Origin of the sequence: Micromonospora sp. CA-269861 (assembly GCF_050948505.1) — a bacterium.
GTDB lineage: Bacteria > Actinomycetota > Actinomycetes > Mycobacteriales > Micromonosporaceae > Micromonospora.
This window is the reverse complement of sequence record NZ_CP192014.1, coordinates 888,237-905,163: the sequence shown is the minus strand read 5'-3', so window position 1 is coordinate 905,163 and position 16,927 is coordinate 888,237. Positions and strand designations below refer to the sequence as shown.

Below are 16,927 nucleotides of genomic sequence, written 5' to 3'. Positions count from 1 at the left end.
CACCAGGCCAGCCGCGCCAGCGAGGCCACAGGCAAGCCGGGCTACCGGGCCAGGCCGGTAGCAGGCGCTGGGCGGGGTGTCGGTCTTGGTTCGGGTTCGGGCGGTAACGTCGGGCTCGTGTCTGAGACCTTGCCGCTCCGCCTCGTGCTCGCTTCGGCGAGCCCTGCCCGTCGTAAGTTGCTCCAGGCTGCCGGCGTCGAGCCGGAGGTGCTGGTCAGCGGGGTGGACGAGTCCCTGGTGGTGACCGAGCGGGCCGAGGAGTTGTGTCTGGAGTTGGCTCGTCTGAAGGCGCAGGCGGTGTTGACCCGGCTGAATCCGACCGCCGACCAGCGGACGTTGGTCATCGGCTGCGATTCGGTGCTCGCCTTCGACGGGGAGATCCACGGCAAGCCGGCGGATGCGGCCGACGCGACCCGGCGTTGGCTGCGGATGCGGGGGCGCAGCGGCGTTCTGCACAGCGGGCACTGCCTCGTCGACGTTGCCGCGGGGCGGCGTGCCGAGGCCGTCGCGTCGACCACCGTTCACTTCGCTGACGTCAGTGACGACGAGATCGCCGCGTACGTGGCGACGGGTGAGCCGCTGGCGGTGGCCGGCGCGTTCACTATCGACGGGCTGGGCGGGCCGTTCGTGGAGCGGATCGAGGGTGACCCGGGGACGGTGGTCGGGTTGTCGATGCCGCTGCTGCGCCGGCTCCTCGCCCAGCTGGATCTGCGGATCACCGACCTGTGGACGACTGTCGCGCCGGGAGGCCAAACCGTCGAGCCGCTCGGTAACGTCCGGTCATGACCACCAAGTCGATCCCGCTCACCAACGAGCTGCACGCGTATCTGGTCGCACACGGCTCCCCGCCGGACGAGATCATCCGTGACCTGGCCGAAGAGACCCGGTCGGTGCTGCCGGAGCACGCCACCATGCAGGTGGCTCCGGAGCAGGCCGCGTTCCTGACGTTCCTCACCCGGCTGCTCGACGTACGGCAGGCCGTCGAGATCGGCACGTTCACCGGGCTCTCGTCGCTGGCGATCGCCCGCGGGTTGCCCGAGGGTGGGCGACTTACCTGTTTCGACATCTCCGAGGAGTTCACCGGCATCGCCCGGCGCTACTGGGCTCGGGCCGGCGTGCAGGATCTGATCGACCTGCGGATCGGCCCGGCGGCGGACGGGCTGCGGGAGTTGCCGCACGAGCGGCACCTGGACTTCGCGTTCATCGACGCGGACAAGACCGGCTACCCGATCTACTGGGCGGAGCTGGTGCCGCGCATGCGTCCGGGTGGGGTGATCGCCGTCGACAACGTGCTGCGTGGCGGGCGGGTGATTGCCCCGCAGGACGAGGGTGACCGGGCCATCGCCGCGTTCAACGACGAGGTCCTCGCCGACGTACGGGTGGACCCGGTGATGCTGCCGATCGCGGACGGCCTCACCCTCGCCCGCGTCCACTGACCGGCGGCAACCGCCGAACACGGTAATCGGGGTGTCCCCCACCAGGGGACACCCCGATCAACAGGCGAAGCAGGCGTCAGCGGACGCTGCGGGCGAACTGGCGTGCGGCCCAGTAGACGCCCAGCGCCGCGAGGACCGCGGTGATGCTGAGGCCCTGCCAGACCTTGTCGCTGCCCAGGTCACCGGCGAACAGTGCCCGGGTGCCGTCGACCGCCCAGGAGAACGGGTTCCAGTTGGCGACGCCCTGCAACCAGCCGGGTGCGAAGGTCAGCGGCAGCAGGATGCCGGAGAGCAGCAGCACCGGCTGCGCCACGGTGTTCATCAGCGGGGCCAGCGCGTCCTCGCTCTTGACCTTGAGGGCGACGCCGTAGGAGACGGCCGAGGTCATGAGGGCGATCAGGGCGAGCATCAGGTACGCCAGCAGCAGGTCCCCGATGAACACCCGCAGGTCGAACAGGAGCGCCAGCAGCGTGATGATGACCGCCTGCACCATGAGCGAGACCACGTCGCGCAGCGAGCGGCCGAGCAGCAGGGCGAGCCGGCTGATCGGGGTGACCCGGGAGCGTTCGATGACGCCGGCTCGCAGCTCGGCGATCAGGCCGAAGCCCTGGAACAGGCCACCGAAGATGGCAAGCAGCACCAGCAGACCCGGTACGAAGATCTTGTAGGCGGCGGCCTGGGTGGGCGCGTTCAGTGCGGGCTTGAGCAGTGGGGCGAAGAGCAGCAGGTACATGACCGGCTGGAACACGCCGACGAAGACCCAGACCGGGTTGCGCAGCAGGAGTTGGGTCTGGCGCTGGAAGATCAGCCACGTGTCACGGGCGAATTTCATGAGAGTCGTCTCCGGTGGTCAGGACTCGCGCAGCGAGCGGCCGGTCTTGGTGAGGAAGACGTCGTCCAGGCTGGGTCGGTGCAGCTCGATCGAGCGCAGCTCCAGCCCGGCGTGGTCGAGTCGGCGCAGCACCTGCGGGATGGCGGTGGCGCCCTCGTCGACGTAGAGGCGCAGGCCGCCCTCGTCGGCCGTCTCCAGCTTGTTGACGTACGGCTCGCCGTCGAGCGTCTGGGCGGCCTGCGGGGTGGCCGCCAGGTCGAGACCGACGAGCACCACGTCGCCGGCGATCTCCCGCTTGAGCTCGGCCGGCGTGCCCTCGGCCACCACCTCACCGTTGTCCATGATCGCGATTCGGTCGCAGAGCGCGTCGGCCTCATCCAGGTAGTGCGTGGTGATGAAGACGGTCATCCCGTCCCCGCGTAGCCGCCGGATCTCGTCCCACATGTGGGCGCGGCTCTGCGGGTCGAGGCCGGTGGTCGGCTCGTCCAGGAAGACGATCTTCGGCTCGTGGATGATGCCGAGGGCGATCTCCACCCGGCGGCGCTGGCCCCCGGAGTAGGTCTTGCACGTGCGGTCGGCGTACTCGGTGAGCTGGAAGGCGTCCAGTGCGCGGGCGGCGCGCCGCTGCGCGTCGGCCTTGCTGATGCCGTACATCCGGGCGTGCAGCACCAGTTCCTCGCGGGCGGTGGACTCGTCCCAGGTGCTGCCGCCCTGCGGGACGTACCCGATGCGGCGGCGCACCTCGGCCGGGTCCTTGCGCAGGTCGGCGCCCGCGATGGTGGCCTCGCCGCCGTCCGGCTCGATCAGCGTGGCGAGCATCCGCAGCGTGGTGGTCTTGCCGGCGCCGTTCGGGCCAAGGAAGCCGAAGATCTCGCCCTCGGCAACGTCAAGGTCGACGCCCCGCACGGCGTCCACCGTCTTCGTCTCTCGACCCGCGCGGGAGCGGAACGACTTCCGCAGCCCCCTGGTCTCGATCATTTCTGCTCCTGGTCGTTCGGGCCGGTCGGGCCGGCCGTCGAGTGGGACGACGCCGGACGGCGCACTCCCCCGCTGTGCCGCCAGCAGGCTAACGCGATATAGCTTTTTTAGTCAACGTTGATTATTTCGCGTCGGTGCCGGGTGACTCCGCGCCGTCCCTCCACCCTGACCAACCCTGCGCTTCATCCAGCTCAGCAGGCAGGTACGACACTCCGGAATCGATCCGCTCGGCAATCCGCTCGCACCAGCTCATCTCCGCCTCCGCCCGCGCCGACCACAGCTCCAACATCCAGCCCACGTGCGCCGGCTTGCGGTTGCGCACCCAGTCCGAGTCGAGCGAGGCGCGCATCGAATCGACGCCGGCGCGCAGCAGGTTGGCCCGGTTGCGCAGGGCGGCGGCCGCCTCGTCCCGCGGCATGGCCGGCAGGAAGGAGAAGGCCGCCGCGAACGGGTCGGCGGGCTCGCTGATGTTCCACCACAGGTTGCGCAGCAGCGTCTCGAACTCGTCCTCCCCCTTGGTGGTCACCTCGTACGTGGTGCGCGCCGGACGGGCACCGACCTGCTCGGTCGCGACGGCGCGGAGCAGCCCTTCCTCGGTGAGCTTGCGCAGGGCGTGATAGATCGATCCGGGTTGCACGTTCGCCCACTTGTCGGCGCTCCAGCTCAACAGCTCGCGGCGCACGTCGTAGCCGTGCACGGGCTGCATCCACCGCACCAGACCGAGAATCATCATCCGAGTCGAAGACACCCGATAAGCGTAATAGCCAAGTTTGACTAAGCCGTGGTGGGCTCAGTGCGGCATCCCACACTGAGCGATCGTTAGGGCCGCCGTGGGTGGCCGATACACTCCCCGTCAGTAACCTGCCCGGGAGGAGCCACGAAGGTGCGCAAGGTACTCATCGCCAACCGCGGCGAGATCGCCGTCCGGGTGATCCGCGCGTGCCGCGACGCTGGCCTGGGCAGCGTCGCCGTCTACGCGGACTCCGACCGCGACGCCCTGCACGCCACCCTCGCGGACGAGGCGTACGCGCTCGGCGGGGACAGCGCGACCGAGACCTACCTGCGCATCGACAAGCTGCTCGACGTCGCCGCTCGGGCCGGCGCCGACGCCGTACACCCGGGTTATGGCTTCCTCAGTGAGAACGCCGACTTCGCCCAGGCCGTCATCGACGCCGGGCTGACCTGGATCGGCCCCACCCCGCAGGCGATCCGCGACCTGGGCGACAAGGTCACCGCAAGGCACATCGCCCAGCGGGCCGGCGCGCCGCTGGTCCCCGGCACCCCGGACCCGGTGGCCAGCCCGGACGAGGTGATGGCGTTCGCCGTCGACCACGGCCTGCCGGTGGCCATCAAGGCCGCCTTCGGTGGCGGTGGGCGCGGCCTCAAGGTCGCTCGCACGATGGAGGAGATCCCCCAGCTGTTCGAGTCGGCCACCCGGGAGGCGGTCGCGGCGTTCGGTCGGGGTGAGTGCTTCGTCGAGCGGTACCTCGACCAGCCCCGGCACGTCGAGGCGCAGGTCCTCGCCGACCAGCACGGCAACGTGATCGTGGTGGGCACCCGGGACTGCTCGTTGCAGCGACGCCACCAGAAGCTCGTCGAGGAGGCGCCCGCGCCGTTCCTCACCGACGCCCAGCGCGCGCAGATCCACGAGAGCGCCAAGGCGATCTGCCGCGAAGCGGGCTACCACGGCGCCGGCACTGTGGAATACCTGGTCGGCGTCGACGGCACCATCTCGTTCCTGGAGGTCAACACTCGCCTTCAGGTCGAGCACCCGGTCACCGAGGAGACCGCCGGCATCGACCTGGTCCGCGAGCAGTTCCGGATCGCCGACGGCGAGAAGCTGCGGATCACCGAGGACCCGACGCCGCGCGGGCACGCGATCGAGTTCCGGATCAACGGCGAGGACCCGGGCCGCAACTTCCTGCCCGCCCCGGGGACTGTCACCGCGCTGCGCCTGCCCAGCGGGCCGGGTGTGCGGGTCGACACCGGCATCTCGGCCGGCGACGTGATCGGCGGCAACTTCGACTCGCTGCTCGCCAAGGTGATCATCACGGGCGAGACGCGGACCGAGGCGCTGGAGCGCGCCCGCCGCGCGCTCGACGAGATGGTCCTCGACGGGATGGCCACCGCGCTGCCGTTCCACCGGCTCGTCGTGCGGGACGAGGCGTTCACCGCCGAGCCGTTCACAGTGCACACCAGGTGGATCGAGACCGAGTTCCACAACACTGTGCCGCCGTTCACCGCCGCCGGCGGCGCCGCCGAAGCGCCGGCCGACCGCGACACCGTCGTGGTCGAGGTGGGCGGCAAGCGCCTCGAGGTCAGCCTCCCCGCCGGCTTCGGCGGGAGTACGACCACCGCGGCACCCGCCTCCCGCAAGGCGACCCGGCGCGGGGGCGGCGCCAAGGCCGGCGCCCCGGTCGGCGGCGACACGCTCACCTCGCCGATGCAGGGCACCATCGTCAAGATCGCGGTGGCCGACGGCGACACCGTGGCCGAGGGGGACCTGGTCGTGGTGCTGGAGGCGATGAAGATGGAGCAGCCGCTGCACGCGCACAAGGCGGGCACGGTCAGCGGTCTCAGCGCCGAGGTCGGTGCCGTGATCACCGCTGGGGCCCCCATCTGCACCATCGCCTGAGCTGGCTAAAAGGGCGCGCCCGCCGGGCAGTCAGCGCAGGGTTTCGGTGGCGACCGCGCGGACGGCGGCGGTCAGGGCGTTCAGCACGTCGGACTCCAGCCGCCAGTGCTGCCAGTACAGCGGAACGTCCAGGTGCCGGCCCGGCGCGAGGTCGATACAGCGACCGGCGGCCAGGTCGGCCTCGGCGATCTGTTCCGGCACCAGGCTCCAGCCCAACCCGAGCCGGATCGCCGCGCTGAACGCCGGCACCGACGGCACGTAGTGCACCGGTGGGTCGAGCGATCGACCCACCTCCGACCGGATAAAGCGGTGTTGCACCCGGTCCTTCCGGTCGAAGACGACAAGTGGCGCGCCCGCCAGCGCGGACGCGGTGAGGCCGTCGGCGAAGTGGGACGCCGCGAATTCCGGTGTGGCCAACGCGCGGTACCGCATCGCCCCGAGCCGCAGCACCCGGCAGCCCTGCACGGCCTCCCGTTGGGCGGTGACCGCCGCCGTCACCGAACCGTCGCGGAGCAGCTCGGCGGTGTGGTCCTGATCGTCCTGCCGCAGGTCGAACGAGAGCCCGGCCTGCTGCGGCAACCGGGCCAGGGCGGTGAGGAACCAGGTGGCCAGTGAGTCCGCGTTGACCACCACGGCGACCCGGACCCGGCCACCGCCGGCCAGCGGGCCGCGGGCATCGGCCAGCGCCTCCCGTTCGAGCAGCGTGAGCTGGCCGGCCAGGCGCAGCAGCGGGCGGCCGGCGTCGGTTGCCACACACGGTCGGGCCCGGCGGACCAGCACCTGACCGACGGTCTCCTCCAGCGCCTTGATCCGTTGGCTCACCGCCGACGGCGTGACGTGCAGCAGCCGGGCCGCCGCCTCGAAGCTGCCCTCCGCCACCACCGCCGCGAGCGTTCGCAGCTGTGCCGAGTCGAGACCGTTCATCAGCAGAGCTTAAGTTACGTGAGAATCTTTAGTTGGACTGGTGGCTGGCGAGAGCCCTAGCGTCGAGTCCGTGCTCACCTCCGCCGTCGCCGGCTTCTCGATCTCCATCGCGCTCATCGTCGCCATCGGCGCCCAGAACGCCTTCGTCCTGCGCCAGGGCCTGCGACGCGAGCACGTCGTACCCGTGGTGCTGACCTGCGCCGCGTCGGACGCGCTGCTGGTCATGGTGGGGGTGGGCGGAGTCGGTTCGCTGGTGACCGACCGACCGGGCCTCCTGACGGCGATCCGCTGGGGCGGTGCGGCCTTCCTGCTCTGCTACGCGGCGCTCGCCGCCCGCCGCGCCCTGCGCCCCGGCGCCCTGCTGCCCACCGATCAGCCGCCGGCCACGTTGGGGGCGACCCTGCTCGCCTGCGCCGCCTTCACCTACCTGAACCCCCACGTCTACCTGGACACCGTGCTGCTCCTCGGCGGCGTGGCCCAACAACACCCGCACCGGTGGGTCTTCGGCGCCGGTGCCGCCCTGGCCAGCGTGGTCTGGTTCACCGCGCTCGGCGTCGGCGCGCAGCGCCTCGCGCCGCTGCTCGCCCGTGCCGTCGCCTGGCGGGTGCTGGACGCGGTCATCGCCGTCGTGATGACCGGGCTCGCTGTGGCACTCCTGCTGGGCTGACCGGCTCGCACGGCGAGCACCGGCGACGAAGCGAGTGTTTTCCGCGACCACCGGCGGTGGAACTGGCCGTGAGCGGGAATGATTGCCGGGTGCGGTTCCTTCACGGCGCGGCTCCCGCGCACGACCTGACCTATACCGACGTCTTCATGGCGCCGGCCCGCTCCGATCTGGGTTCCCGGCTCGACGTCGACCTGTCCACCGGCGACGGCACCGGCACCACCATCCCGCTGGTGGTGTCGAACATGACAGCGGTCGCCGGACGGCGGATGGCGGAGACGGTCGCCCGCCGGGGCGCCATCGCGGTGATCCCGCAGGACATTCCGATCGAGGTGGTCGCGAATGTCGTCGCCTGGGTCAAACAGCGCCACCTGGTCTACGACACACCGATCACGCTGGGCCCCACCGAGACCGTTGGCGACGCCATCCACCTGCTGCCCAAGCGCTCGCACGGTGCGGTGATCGTGATCGACGACGCCGGCCGGCCGATGGGCGTGGTCACCGAGGCGGACACCACGGGCGTGGACCGATTCGCTCAACTGCGTCACGTGATGTCCACCGAGCTGCACACCGTCCCAGCGGACGCGGATCCGCGTACCGGTTTCGACAGGCTCTCGGCGGGCCGTCGCCGACTCGCTCCGGTGGTGGACACCGAGGGCCGGCTGGTCGGGGTGCTGACCCGACAGGGCGCCTTGCGGGCCACCCTCTACACGCCGGCCGTGGACGACCGGGGTCGGCTCCGGATCGCGGCGGCCGTCGGGATCAACGGTGACGTGACAGGCAAGGCCGCCGCACTGCTGGAGGCGGGGGTGGACACGCTGGTCGTGGACACCGCGCACGGCCACCAGGCCCGGATGATCTCCGCACTCCAGGCGGTCCGCAAGCTGGGCCCGGGGGTGCCGGTCGCCGCCGGCAACGTGGTCACCGCCGAGGGCGTACGCGACCTGGTGGAGGCGGGGGCGGACATCATCAAGGTCGGCGTCGGCCCCGGCGCGATGTGCACCACCCGGATGATGACCGGTGTGGGTCGGCCGCAGTTCTCCGCTGTACTCGACTGCGCGGCCGCCGCCCGCCAGCTGGGCCGGCACGTGTGGGCCGACGGCGGGGTGCGGCACCCCCGGGACGTGGCGCTCGCGCTCGCCGCCGGCGCGTCGAACGTGATGATCGGTTCCTGGTTCGCCGGCACCTACGAGTCCCCCGGTGACCTGTACACCGACGCGGACGGCCGGCGGTACAAGGAGAGCTTCGGGATGGCCTCGGCTCGGGCGGTCAGCGCCCGAACCGCCGACGACAGCCCGTACGACCGGGCCCGCAAGGCGGTGTTCGAGGAGGGCATCTCCTCGGCCCGGATGCACCTGGACCCGGCCCGCCCCGGCGTCGAGGACCTGATCGACGAGATCATCGCGGGCGTACGCAGCGCCTTCACCTACGCAGGCGCACGCGACCTGACCCAGTTCCACGAACGGGCGATCGTCGGCGTGCAGAGCGCCGCCGGCTTCACCGAAGGAATGCCCCTCCCCACCAGCTGGTAACCGCGCACCCCAGACCCCCGTTGATCATGAAGTTATTGCCTCCCGCATCGGCGTGTCGTGGCAATAACTTCATGATCAACCGTGGGCAGGGTGGGGGGCGGTTAGGTCGACAGGCGGCGTAGGACGGTGCGGGCTGCCTCGCGGGGGTTGTCGCCCACCCGGTCGGGCAGCGCGCCGGCCAGCCAGAGGGTGACGAAGCCGTGCGCGATCGACCAGGCGGCGAGCGCGTCCCGATCGGTGTCGGCGGGCGCGCTGCCGGTGGGTAGCGCCGCCACCCCGGAGCGGAGCGCGGCACCGGCCCGGTCCCGCGCCGCGATCAGCTCGGCGTCGTCGGCCCGGCACAGCTCCGGCCGGAACATCACCTCGAAGTACGCGCGGCGCGTGACGGCGAAGTCGACGTAGGCGACGCCGGCCTCCAACAGGTCGTCATCCGCCTCGGTCAACGTCTGGGCCAGCAGGTCGAAGCCCTGCGCGGCGAGCGCGGTGAGCAGGCCCGCCTTGTCGCCGAAGTGGTGTGCGGGCGCGGCGTGCGAAACACCCGCCCGACGGGCCAGGTCGCGCAGGCTCAGCGCGGCGGGCCCGACCTCCTCGATGGCCTCCAGCGCCGCGGCGAGCAGGGCGCGGCGCAGGTCGCCGTGATGGTAGGCGCGCGTGTCGGTCATCAGCGAATCCTATCTTGCCATTGACAAGATGCCACCGTGGCGCGCAATCTTGTCACTGGCAAGTTTCCCCGAGGAGGATTCCGATGGCACCCCTGATCGCCCTGATCGTCGGCACCGCACTGGCCCGACTCACCGGCCTGGCCGGCATCTCCGCACTGGACGGCTGGATTCCCGCGCTGCGCGTCGGGCTGGCCGTGATGTTCACCCTGACCGCCGTCGCGCACTTCGCCGGCCAGCGCCGAGCCGACCTGATCGCGATGGTCCCGCCCCGACTGCCCCGACCGGAGCTGCTGGTCACCGTCACCGGCGTGCTGGAGCTGATCGGCGCTATCGGCCTGCTGGTGCCGGCGACCGCTCGGATGGCGGCGGCCGGACTCGCCCTGCTCATGCTCGCGATGTTCCCGGCCAACGTCTCCGCCGCCCGCCGGAGGCTGACCCTCGCGGGGCGTCCGGTCACCCCGCTCGTGCAGCGAACGATCCTGCAGATCGTGTTCGTGGCCGCCGCTGCGGCAATTTCGTTTGGTGCCTGACTATCAGGGGGCTAACCTACGGGTCGTGGAACTCGTGACCCTCCAGGACGTGCCGCTCGGCCGGCTGCTGGTGGTGGCCGGGCACCTGGTCGGGCAGCGGTGGAACCGCTACCTCGCCGAGGAGCACGGCCTCACCCAGGCCGGCATGATCACCCTGATGACGCTTGCCCGTCACGGCGAGCTGCCCCACCGGGAGGTCGCCGAGAAGGGGTTCGTACGCCCGGCGACCCTGACCGGCATCGTCGACACGCTTGAGCGCGACGGTCTGGTCGAGCGGCAGCGTGACGACAACGACAGGCGCAGCATCCGACTCGCCATCACCCCCGCCGGACGGCAGCGGGTGGCAGCGCTCGGCGCACTCATGCACTCCGGACGGCCACTCACCTCGGTCGACGCCGATCCGGCGAAGGCCCAGGTGATCCGGGAGTTCCTGCTTGAGGTCATCGGCAGCGGAGACGACCCGCGGATGACCGGACGCCCTACCGAAATGAAGGACCCGGCGTGCTGATCCGACTCCTGCGCGGCCAACTGCGCACCTATCAGAGACCGTTGCTGGCGGTCGTGCTGCTCCAGTTCGTGGGCACCATGGCCTCGCTCTACCTGCCCAGCCTCAACGCGGACATCATCGACCAGGGCGTGGCCCGGGGCGACACCGACTACATCGTGCGCACCGGCGGCTGGATGCTGCTGGTCAGCCTGATCCAGATCGTCTGTTCGATCGCCGCCGTCTACCTGGGCGCCCGGGTCGCGATGGGCTTCGGTCGGGACGTACGCGCCGAGCTGTTCGGGCACGTCAACCGCTTCTCCGCCCGCGAGGTGGCCCGGTTCGGCGCGCCGTCGCTGATCACCCGCAACACCAACGACGTGCAACAGGTGCAGATGCTCGTGCTGATGAGCTGCACGATGATGGTCGCCGCACCGATCATGAGCGTCGGCGGCGTGTTCATGGCACTGCGCGAGGACGTGGGGCTCTCCTGGCTGATGCTGGTCAGCGTGCCGGTGCTGGCCATCGCGCTCGGCGCGATCATCCGTCGGATGGTGCCGGGCTTCCGCCTGATGCAGACCCGCATCGACACTGTCAACCGGGTGCTGCGGGAGCAGATCACCGGCATCCGGGTGGTCCGCGCGTTCGTCCGCGAGCCGTACGAGACGGACCGCTTCGGCGTCGCCAACGCCGACCTGACCGCCACCGCGTTGCGTACCGGTCGACTGCTGGCGTTGATCTTCCCGGTGGTCATGCTGGTGCTGAACGTCTCCAGCGTGGCGGTGCTCTGGTTCGGCGCGCAGCGGGTGGACGCCGGCGCGATCCAGGTCGGCGCGCTCACCGCGTTCCTGCAGTACCTGATGCAGATCCTGATGGCGGTCATGATGGCCACCTTCATGCTGATGATGGTGCCGAGGGCGGCGGTCTGCGCCGAGCGGATCGTCGAGGTGCTGGACACCGACTCCTCGGTGGTTCCGGCCACCGCGCCGGTCACCGAGCTGCCCACGCGAGCCGAGTTGGAGCTGCGCGGGGTGCGCTTCCAGTACCCGGGCGCGGTGGATCCGGTGCTGCGCGACATCTCCTTCCGGGCGACGCCGGGCACCACCACGGCGATCATCGGCAGCACCGGCGCGGGCAAGACGACCCTGCTGTCGCTGATTCCCCGCCTGGTCGACGTGACCGCGGGCGCGGTGCTCGTCGACGGGGTGGACGTACGGGAGTTGGCGCCGGACGAGCTGTGGCGCCGCATCGGCCTGGTGCCGCAACGGCCGTACCTGTTCACCGGGACGGTCGCCAGCAACCTGCGCTACGGCAACCCGGACGCCACCGACGAGGAGCTGTGGACGGCGCTGGAGATCGCCCAGGCCCGGGACTTCGTGGCCCAGATGCCCGGCGGGCTGGACGCCCCGATCGCGCAGGGCGGCACCACCGTCTCCGGTGGGCAGCGGCAGCGCCTGGCCATCGCCCGGGCCCTGGTCCGTCAACCGGAGATCTACCTCTTCGACGACTCGTTCTCCGCGCTCGACCTGGGCACCGACGCGCGTCTGCGAGCGGCGCTGCGGCCGGTCACCGCGCAGTCGGCGGTGGTGATCGTGGCCCAACGGGTCTCCACGATCATCGACGCCGACCAGATCATCGTTCTTGAGGACGGAGGAGTCGTCGGAGTGGGACGACACACGGAGTTGTTGGACACCTGCCCGACGTACGCCGAGATCGTGGCCTCGCAGCAGACGACGGAGGTGGCGGCATGAGCGAGCGTGACGAGCCGCGCACCGCGGCCGTACCCAGTCAGAAGCCGGCCGGCGACCCGCGGACGCCGGGTGGCGACGCGCAACAGCCGGGAGGCGACGCGCAGACGCCGAAGCGGCTGCCACCCGGCCGTCAGGGCGGCGGCCCGCCGTGGATGGGCGCCGGGATGCCCGCCGAGAAGTCGATGAACTTCGGGCCGTCGGCCCGACGGTTGCTCGGCCGGCTGCGCTCGCACCGACTGCACCTGGCCGCGATCATCACCCTCGCCGTGGTGAGCGTCGGGTTCAGCGTGGCCGGGCCGAAGATCCTCGGCCACGCCACCGACCTGATCTTCAGTGGGGTGATCGGCAGGCAACTGCCGGCCGGCACCACCGCCGAGCAGGCCGTCGCGGCGGCCCGGGCCAGCGGCAACGACAGCTTCGCCGCCATGCTGGCCCGGATGGACGTGGTGCCCGGGGTGGGCATCGACTTCAGCGCCCTGAGTCGGGTGCTGCTGCTGGCGCTCGGGCTCTACCTGGCGGCGAGCCTGCTGTCCTGGTGGCAGGGCTGGCTGCTCAACGGGGTGGTGCAGCGCACCGTGCTGCGGCTGCGCGCCGAGGTGGAGGAGAAGCTCAACCGGCTCCCGTTGCCCTACTTCGACAGGCAACCGCGCGGTGAGTTGCTCAGCCGGGTCACCAACGACATCGACAACATCTCCACGAGCCTCCAGCAGACCCTCAGCCAGCTGCTCACCTCGCTGCTGACCGTCGTCGGCGTGCTGGCCGTGATGTTCTGGATCTCACCGGTGCTGGCACTGGTCGCCCTAGTCGCGGTGCCGTTGTCGGTGCTCGTCACCCAGCGCATCGCCAAGCGCTCGCAGAAGCAGTTCATCGCACAGTGGACGCACACCGGCGAGTTGAACGGCCAGATCGAGGAGGCGTACACCGGTCATGAGCTGGTGAAGGTCTTCGGCCGGCAGCGTGAGGTCGAGGCCGCGTTCCACGCGAAGAACGAGGAGCTGTTCCGGGCCAGCTTCGGGGCGCAGTTCATCTCCGGGATCATCATGCCGTCGATGATGTTCATCGGGAACCTGAGCTACGTGGCGATCGCCGTGGTCGGTGGGCTGCGGGTCGCGTCCGGCACGATGAGCCTCGGCGACGTGCAGGCGTTCATCCAGTACTCCCGCCAGTTCACCCAGCCGCTCACCCAACTCGCCTCGATGGCGAACCTGCTCCAGTCCGGGGTGGCCTCCGCCGAGCGGGTCTTCGCGGTGCTCGACGCGGACGAGCAGACCCCGGACCCGGTCGAGCCGGCCCGGGTCACCGACCCGCACGGTCGGGTCGAGTTCGAGCACGTCTCGTTCCGCTACGAGCCGGACAAGCCGCTCATCGACGACCTGTCCCTGGTTGCCGAGCCGGGGCACACAGTGGCCATCGTCGGCCCGACCGGCGCCGGCAAGACCACCCTGGTCAACCTGGTGATGCGGTTCTACGAGTTGGACGCCGGCCGGATCACGCTCGACGGAGTGGACATCACCACGATGCGCCGCGACGACCTGCGCGGCCGGATCGGCATGGTGCTCCAGGACACCTGGCTGTTCGGCGGCACCATCCGGGACAACATCGCCTACGGGCGGCCGGACGCGACCGAGGAGGAGATCCTCGCGGCGGCCCGGGCCACCTTCGTGGACCGGTTCGTGCGCAGCCTGCCCGACGGCTACGACACGGTCATCGACGAGGAGGGCAGCAACGTCAGCGCCGGAGAGAAGCAGCTCATCACCATCGCGCGGGCGTTCCTCGCCGAGCCGTCGCTGCTGATCCTCGACGAGGCCACCAGTTCGGTGGACACCCGCACCGAGGTGCTGCTGCAACGGGCGATGGCCGCGCTGCGCTCGGACCGGACCAGCTTCGTCATCGCGCACCGGCTCTCCACCATCCGTGACGCCGACCTGATCCTCATGATGGAGAACGGTCGGATCGTCGAGCAGGGCACCCACGAGCAGTTGCTCGCCGCCCAGGGCGCGTACCACCGGCTCTACCGCTCACAGTTCACCGGAGCGGTGGTCGACGAGGAACCGGCCGCCCAACCCGCGACGGTCTGAGGTCGGGCGGCCGTGCGCGCGAGACGATCGGTGGACGGGTCAGTCCGGCGGCAGCAGGTCGGCCGCGCGGGCGGCAACCTGCCCGCTGATCAGGGTGAGAGCGGCGTCGGCGGGCATCGGGGCGAGCGCGCGGCCGCCGCGCAGGCGCAGCGCGAGGTGCCCGTCGGCCACCTCGCGGGCACCCAGCACCCCGAGGTAGGGGACGCGGCGGCGGGCCGCGTCCCGGACCCGGGCGCCCAGCGAGCCGGCGACGTCGACCTCGACCCGCAGGCCGGCGTCGCCCGCCCTCCGGGCCAGGTCGGCCGCCGCGTCGACCTGGCCGTCGTCGACCGGCAACAGCACCAGTTGGACCGGCGCGTACCAGGCCGGGAACGCCCCCTCGTGCACCTCGATGAGGTACGCGAACAGCCGCTCCATGCTGCCGACCAGGCTGCGGTGCACCATGACCGGCCGACGTCGGCTGCCGTCCGAGTCGGTGTACGACAGGTCGAACCGCTCCGGCTTGTCGAAGTCCACCTGGATGGTGGAGATGGTCGACTCCCGACCGGCGGCGTCGACGATCTGAATGTCGATCTTCGGACCGTAGAACGCGGCTTCTCCCGGCGCCTCGACGTACTCCACCCCGGCCAGCGCCTCCCGCAGCAACTCCTCGGCACGGGCCCACTGCGCGTCGTCGCCGACGTACTTCTCACCCGGCCCACGCAGCGACAGCCGCAACCCGGCCGGCCGGACGCCGAGCGCGGCGTGCGCTTCGCGGATCAGCCCGAGGATCTCGGCGACCTCCGCGCCGACCTGCTCGGGGGCGCAGAAGGTGTGGGTGTCGTTCAGCGAGATGGCGCGTACCCGGGACAGCCCGCCGAGCACGCCCGAGCGCTCCGAGCGGTACATGCCGCCCAGCTCCGCGATCCGCAACGGCAGCTCCCGGTAGGAACGGCCCCGCGCCCGGAAGACCAGGGCGTGGTGCGGGCAGAGCGCCGGCCGCAGCACGAACTCGTCGTCGGCGCTCAGCCGCATCGGCGGGAACATGTCGTCGGCGAAGTAGCCGAGATGGCCGGAGAGTTCGAAGAGTTCGCGCTTGCCCAGCGGCGGCGAGTAGACGTGCTGGTGGCCGGAGCGGCGCTCCAACTCCCGGACGTACTCCTCGACGGCGTGCCGGGCGGCGGCGCCGGCCGGCAGCCAGATCGGCAGGCCGGCACCGGCCAGCGGGTCGGAGACGAAGAGGTCCAGCTCGCGGCCGAGCCTACGGTGGTCGATCATGTCGGGCTCCTGGATCGGGTACGACCCGGAGGCGACCTGAGCCCTGAACGGCGCGCTGCCCTCGGGGGCGGATCGCCCCGGGGCCTGGTCGACGGTGGTTACGTCAGAGCGGCGCGCCGGGGACACCCGGCGTCGTGGTCATCACTACCGCGCTGCGCATACGGCGACCGTACCCGCGCGACGATCGGGGACGCACCTGGATTTGCGGCGGAGGGGTGGGCCGCCGGCGCGGGACCCGCCGGCGGCCCTGGCGGCCGAATCGTCAGGAACGGGGGACCCGACGGGCATGGCCGCGCCGACAACGGTACGCCGACGAACGCCGTTCTGCCGCCCGCCCGCAAGGGGTGGAACAGCCTCCGAACCCGTCACCCGGCAGCGACCAGCCTCGTTGTGACTGGGTGGCCCTGTGGTGTCGACGGTCACGACGGGCCGGGGCCGTCCACCGTGACGCCGGACACGACGTCAGGCTCAAGACACCCAATCGGCCGCATCCGGCGAGGTGGCAGGCGTGCCCGAACTTCTGACTGACGTCGCGTCGCCGACGTGGGCGTACCTGGTGCTGCTCGCGCTGCTGATCGCGGACGCCTTCGTCCCGGTGATCCCCACCCAGATCGTCATGATCACCAGTGGTGCGCTCACCGTCTACGGCGGGCTCAGCCTGCCGGTCACGATCGCCGTCGGCGCGCTCGGCGTCTTCGCCGGCGACCTGGCCTGCTACCTGCTCGGGCGCAGCGCCCCGGACCGGCGGCCACCCCGGCACGCCGAACTGAGCCGTGCCCGCCGGGTGGCCAGCCGGGTCACCCAGGGGCTGCGACAACCCGGGCCGCTTGTCATCCTGCTCTGCCGGTTCGTGCCGGGCGGCCGGATGGCGGCCTGCTTCTCGGCCGGGCGCAGCCGCTACCCGTACCGCCTGTTCGTGCTCTACGAGGCCGTCGCCGCGCTGGGTTGGGCCACGTACGGCGCCCTGGTCGGGCACCTGGGTGGCACCGCACTGACCGAGTCGGCCTGGCGGCTGGCCATCATCGCCACCGCCGCGGCGGCCGGCTTCGCCGCGGCAGGCTGGGCCATGACAGTGGTCAGCGCCCGCCACGCCCGCGCCGCCGCCGCAGTCGCCGCAGTCAAGGTCCCCATCGACTGACCCCCGCGATCTTGCACTTACTGTCC

16 protein-coding genes are annotated in these 16,927 nt (G+C 71.1%); 10 read left to right on the top strand and 6 right to left on the bottom strand.

The genetic code is table 11. The features are described 5' to 3' along the window. Nucleotides 1–117: 117 nt before the first annotated feature. Nucleotides 118–786 carry a Maf family protein gene (locus tag ACQP0U_RS04225; protein ID WP_433315933.1) on the top strand — a complete coding sequence of 223 codons (669 nt, stop codon included), beginning with the start codon at nucleotides 118–120 and terminating at the stop codon, nucleotides 784–786. Further along, the gene (locus ACQP0U_RS04220) at nucleotides 783–1,436 is read left to right on the top strand and encodes an O-methyltransferase (RefSeq protein ID WP_433315931.1); all 654 of its coding nucleotides are present in this window, start codon (nucleotides 783–785) and stop codon (nucleotides 1,434–1,436) included. The genes ACQP0U_RS04225 and ACQP0U_RS04220 overlap by 4 nt, the downstream gene beginning before the upstream one ends. Before the next feature lie 76 nt (nucleotides 1,437–1,512). Here the strand turns inward: ACQP0U_RS04220 and ACQP0U_RS04215 are convergent, their stop codons facing one another. The 3 genes from ACQP0U_RS04215 to ACQP0U_RS04205 form a co-directional block, all read right to left on the bottom strand. Then, nucleotides 1,513–2,268: an ABC transporter permease gene (locus ACQP0U_RS04215; RefSeq protein WP_433315929.1), complete on the bottom strand. Its 756-nt coding sequence runs from the start codon at nucleotides 2,266–2,268 to the stop codon at nucleotides 1,513–1,515. 18 nt (nucleotides 2,269–2,286) lie between these two features. Continuing rightward, entirely contained in the window at nucleotides 2,287–3,246 is a 960-nt protein-coding gene (locus ACQP0U_RS04210) for an ATP-binding cassette domain-containing protein (RefSeq protein ID WP_433315927.1), read from the bottom strand. Between the two features lie 121 nt (nucleotides 3,247–3,367). Further along, on the bottom strand, nucleotides 3,368–3,979 hold the full coding sequence (locus ACQP0U_RS04205; protein ID WP_433320604.1) for a PadR family transcriptional regulator: 612 nt from the start codon (nucleotides 3,977–3,979) through the stop codon (nucleotides 3,368–3,370). A gap of 150 nt (nucleotides 3,980–4,129) precedes the next feature. On the opposite strand from ACQP0U_RS04205, the gene ACQP0U_RS04200 reads away from it, so the two are divergent. Further along, nucleotides 4,130–5,881, top strand: coding sequence for an acetyl/propionyl/methylcrotonyl-CoA carboxylase subunit alpha (locus ACQP0U_RS04200; RefSeq protein ID WP_433315925.1), 1,752 nt, complete (start codon nucleotides 4,130–4,132; stop codon nucleotides 5,879–5,881). Nucleotides 5,882–5,911: 30 nt separating this feature from the next. Here the strand turns inward: ACQP0U_RS04200 and ACQP0U_RS04195 are convergent, their stop codons facing one another. Continuing rightward, nucleotides 5,912–6,805 (bottom strand): LysR family transcriptional regulator ArgP, encoded by an 894-nt coding sequence (locus ACQP0U_RS04195; RefSeq protein WP_433315923.1) that lies wholly within the window; start codon nucleotides 6,803–6,805, stop codon nucleotides 5,912–5,914. A 70-nt stretch (nucleotides 6,806–6,875) separates the two neighbouring features. On the opposite strand from ACQP0U_RS04195, the gene ACQP0U_RS04190 reads away from it, so the two are divergent. Both ACQP0U_RS04190 and ACQP0U_RS04185 read left to right on the top strand, forming a co-directional pair. Then, the gene (locus ACQP0U_RS04190) at nucleotides 6,876–7,472 is read left to right on the top strand and encodes a LysE/ArgO family amino acid transporter (protein ID WP_433315921.1); all 597 of its coding nucleotides are present in this window, start codon (nucleotides 6,876–6,878) and stop codon (nucleotides 7,470–7,472) included. Between the two features lie 89 nt (nucleotides 7,473–7,561). Next, nucleotides 7,562–9,001, top strand: a complete 1,440-nt coding sequence (locus ACQP0U_RS04185) for a GuaB1 family IMP dehydrogenase-related protein (protein ID WP_433315919.1) — start codon at nucleotides 7,562–7,564, stop codon at nucleotides 8,999–9,001. A 101-nt stretch (nucleotides 9,002–9,102) separates the two neighbouring features. On the opposite strand, the gene ACQP0U_RS04180 is transcribed toward ACQP0U_RS04185, so the two are convergent. Continuing rightward, nucleotides 9,103–9,663, bottom strand: coding sequence for a TetR/AcrR family transcriptional regulator (locus ACQP0U_RS04180; protein WP_433315917.1), 561 nt, complete (start codon nucleotides 9,661–9,663; stop codon nucleotides 9,103–9,105). Nucleotides 9,664–9,746: 83 nt separating this feature from the next. Here ACQP0U_RS04180 and ACQP0U_RS04175 point away from each other — a divergent pair, with 83 nt between their 5' ends. The 4 genes from ACQP0U_RS04175 to ACQP0U_RS04160 are packed head-to-tail and all read left to right on the top strand — an operon-like array spanning nucleotide 9,747 to nucleotide 14,506. Beyond that, nucleotides 9,747–10,193 carry a DoxX family protein gene (locus ACQP0U_RS04175; RefSeq protein ID WP_433315915.1) on the top strand — a complete coding sequence of 149 codons (447 nt, stop codon included), beginning with the start codon at nucleotides 9,747–9,749 and terminating at the stop codon, nucleotides 10,191–10,193. A gap of 25 nt (nucleotides 10,194–10,218) precedes the next feature. Next, nucleotides 10,219–10,701 carry a MarR family winged helix-turn-helix transcriptional regulator gene (locus ACQP0U_RS04170; protein WP_433315913.1) on the top strand — a complete coding sequence of 161 codons (483 nt, stop codon included), beginning with the start codon at nucleotides 10,219–10,221 and terminating at the stop codon, nucleotides 10,699–10,701. Further along, a complete protein-coding gene (locus tag ACQP0U_RS04165) occupies nucleotides 10,695–12,428 on the top strand; it encodes an ABC transporter ATP-binding protein (RefSeq protein ID WP_433315911.1) in 1,734 nt (577 codons plus the stop codon). The genes ACQP0U_RS04170 and ACQP0U_RS04165 overlap by 7 nt, the downstream gene beginning before the upstream one ends. Beyond that, on the top strand, nucleotides 12,425–14,506 hold the full coding sequence (locus tag ACQP0U_RS04160) for an ABC transporter ATP-binding protein (protein WP_433315909.1): 2,082 nt from the start codon (nucleotides 12,425–12,427) through the stop codon (nucleotides 14,504–14,506). The genes ACQP0U_RS04165 and ACQP0U_RS04160 overlap by 4 nt, the downstream gene beginning before the upstream one ends. Before the next feature lie 39 nt (nucleotides 14,507–14,545). Here ACQP0U_RS04160 and thrS read toward each other — a convergent pair whose 3' ends face one another. Then, entirely contained in the window at nucleotides 14,546–15,763 is a 1,218-nt protein-coding gene (thrS, locus tag ACQP0U_RS04155; RefSeq protein WP_433315908.1) for a threonine--tRNA ligase, read from the bottom strand. 508 nt (nucleotides 15,764–16,271) lie between these two features. Between thrS and ACQP0U_RS04150 the strand changes: the two genes are divergently transcribed. Next, complete coding sequence (locus ACQP0U_RS04150; RefSeq protein ID WP_433315906.1) at nucleotides 16,272–16,901, top strand: DedA family protein; 630 nt, start codon at nucleotides 16,272–16,274, stop codon at nucleotides 16,899–16,901. Nucleotides 16,902–16,927: the final 26 nt, after the last annotated feature.

Coding starts and splice junctions, on each gene's coding strand:
- ACQP0U_RS04220 (WP_433315931.1), top strand. CDS start 783: ATGACCACCAAGTCGATCCCGCTCACCAACGAGCTGCACGCGTATCTG.
- ACQP0U_RS04195 (WP_433315923.1), bottom strand. CDS start 6,805: ATGAACGGTCTCGACTCGGCACAGCTGCGAACGCTCGCGGCGGTGGTG.
- ACQP0U_RS04160 (WP_433315909.1), top strand. CDS start 12,425: ATGAGCGAGCGTGACGAGCCGCGCACCGCGGCCGTACCCAGTCAGAAG.
- ACQP0U_RS04215 (WP_433315929.1), bottom strand. CDS start 2,268: ATGAAATTCGCCCGTGACACGTGGCTGATCTTCCAGCGCCAGACCCAA.
- thrS (WP_433315908.1), bottom strand. CDS start 15,763: ATGATCGACCACCGTAGGCTCGGCCGCGAGCTGGACCTCTTCGTCTCC.
- ACQP0U_RS04210 (WP_433315927.1), bottom strand. CDS start 3,246: ATGATCGAGACCAGGGGGCTGCGGAAGTCGTTCCGCTCCCGCGCGGGT.
- ACQP0U_RS04205 (WP_433320604.1), bottom strand. CDS start 3,979: ATGATGATTCTCGGTCTGGTGCGGTGGATGCAGCCCGTGCACGGCTAC.
- ACQP0U_RS04175 (WP_433315915.1), top strand. CDS start 9,747: ATGGCACCCCTGATCGCCCTGATCGTCGGCACCGCACTGGCCCGACTC.
- ACQP0U_RS04180 (WP_433315917.1), bottom strand. CDS start 9,663: ATGACCGACACGCGCGCCTACCATCACGGCGACCTGCGCCGCGCCCTG.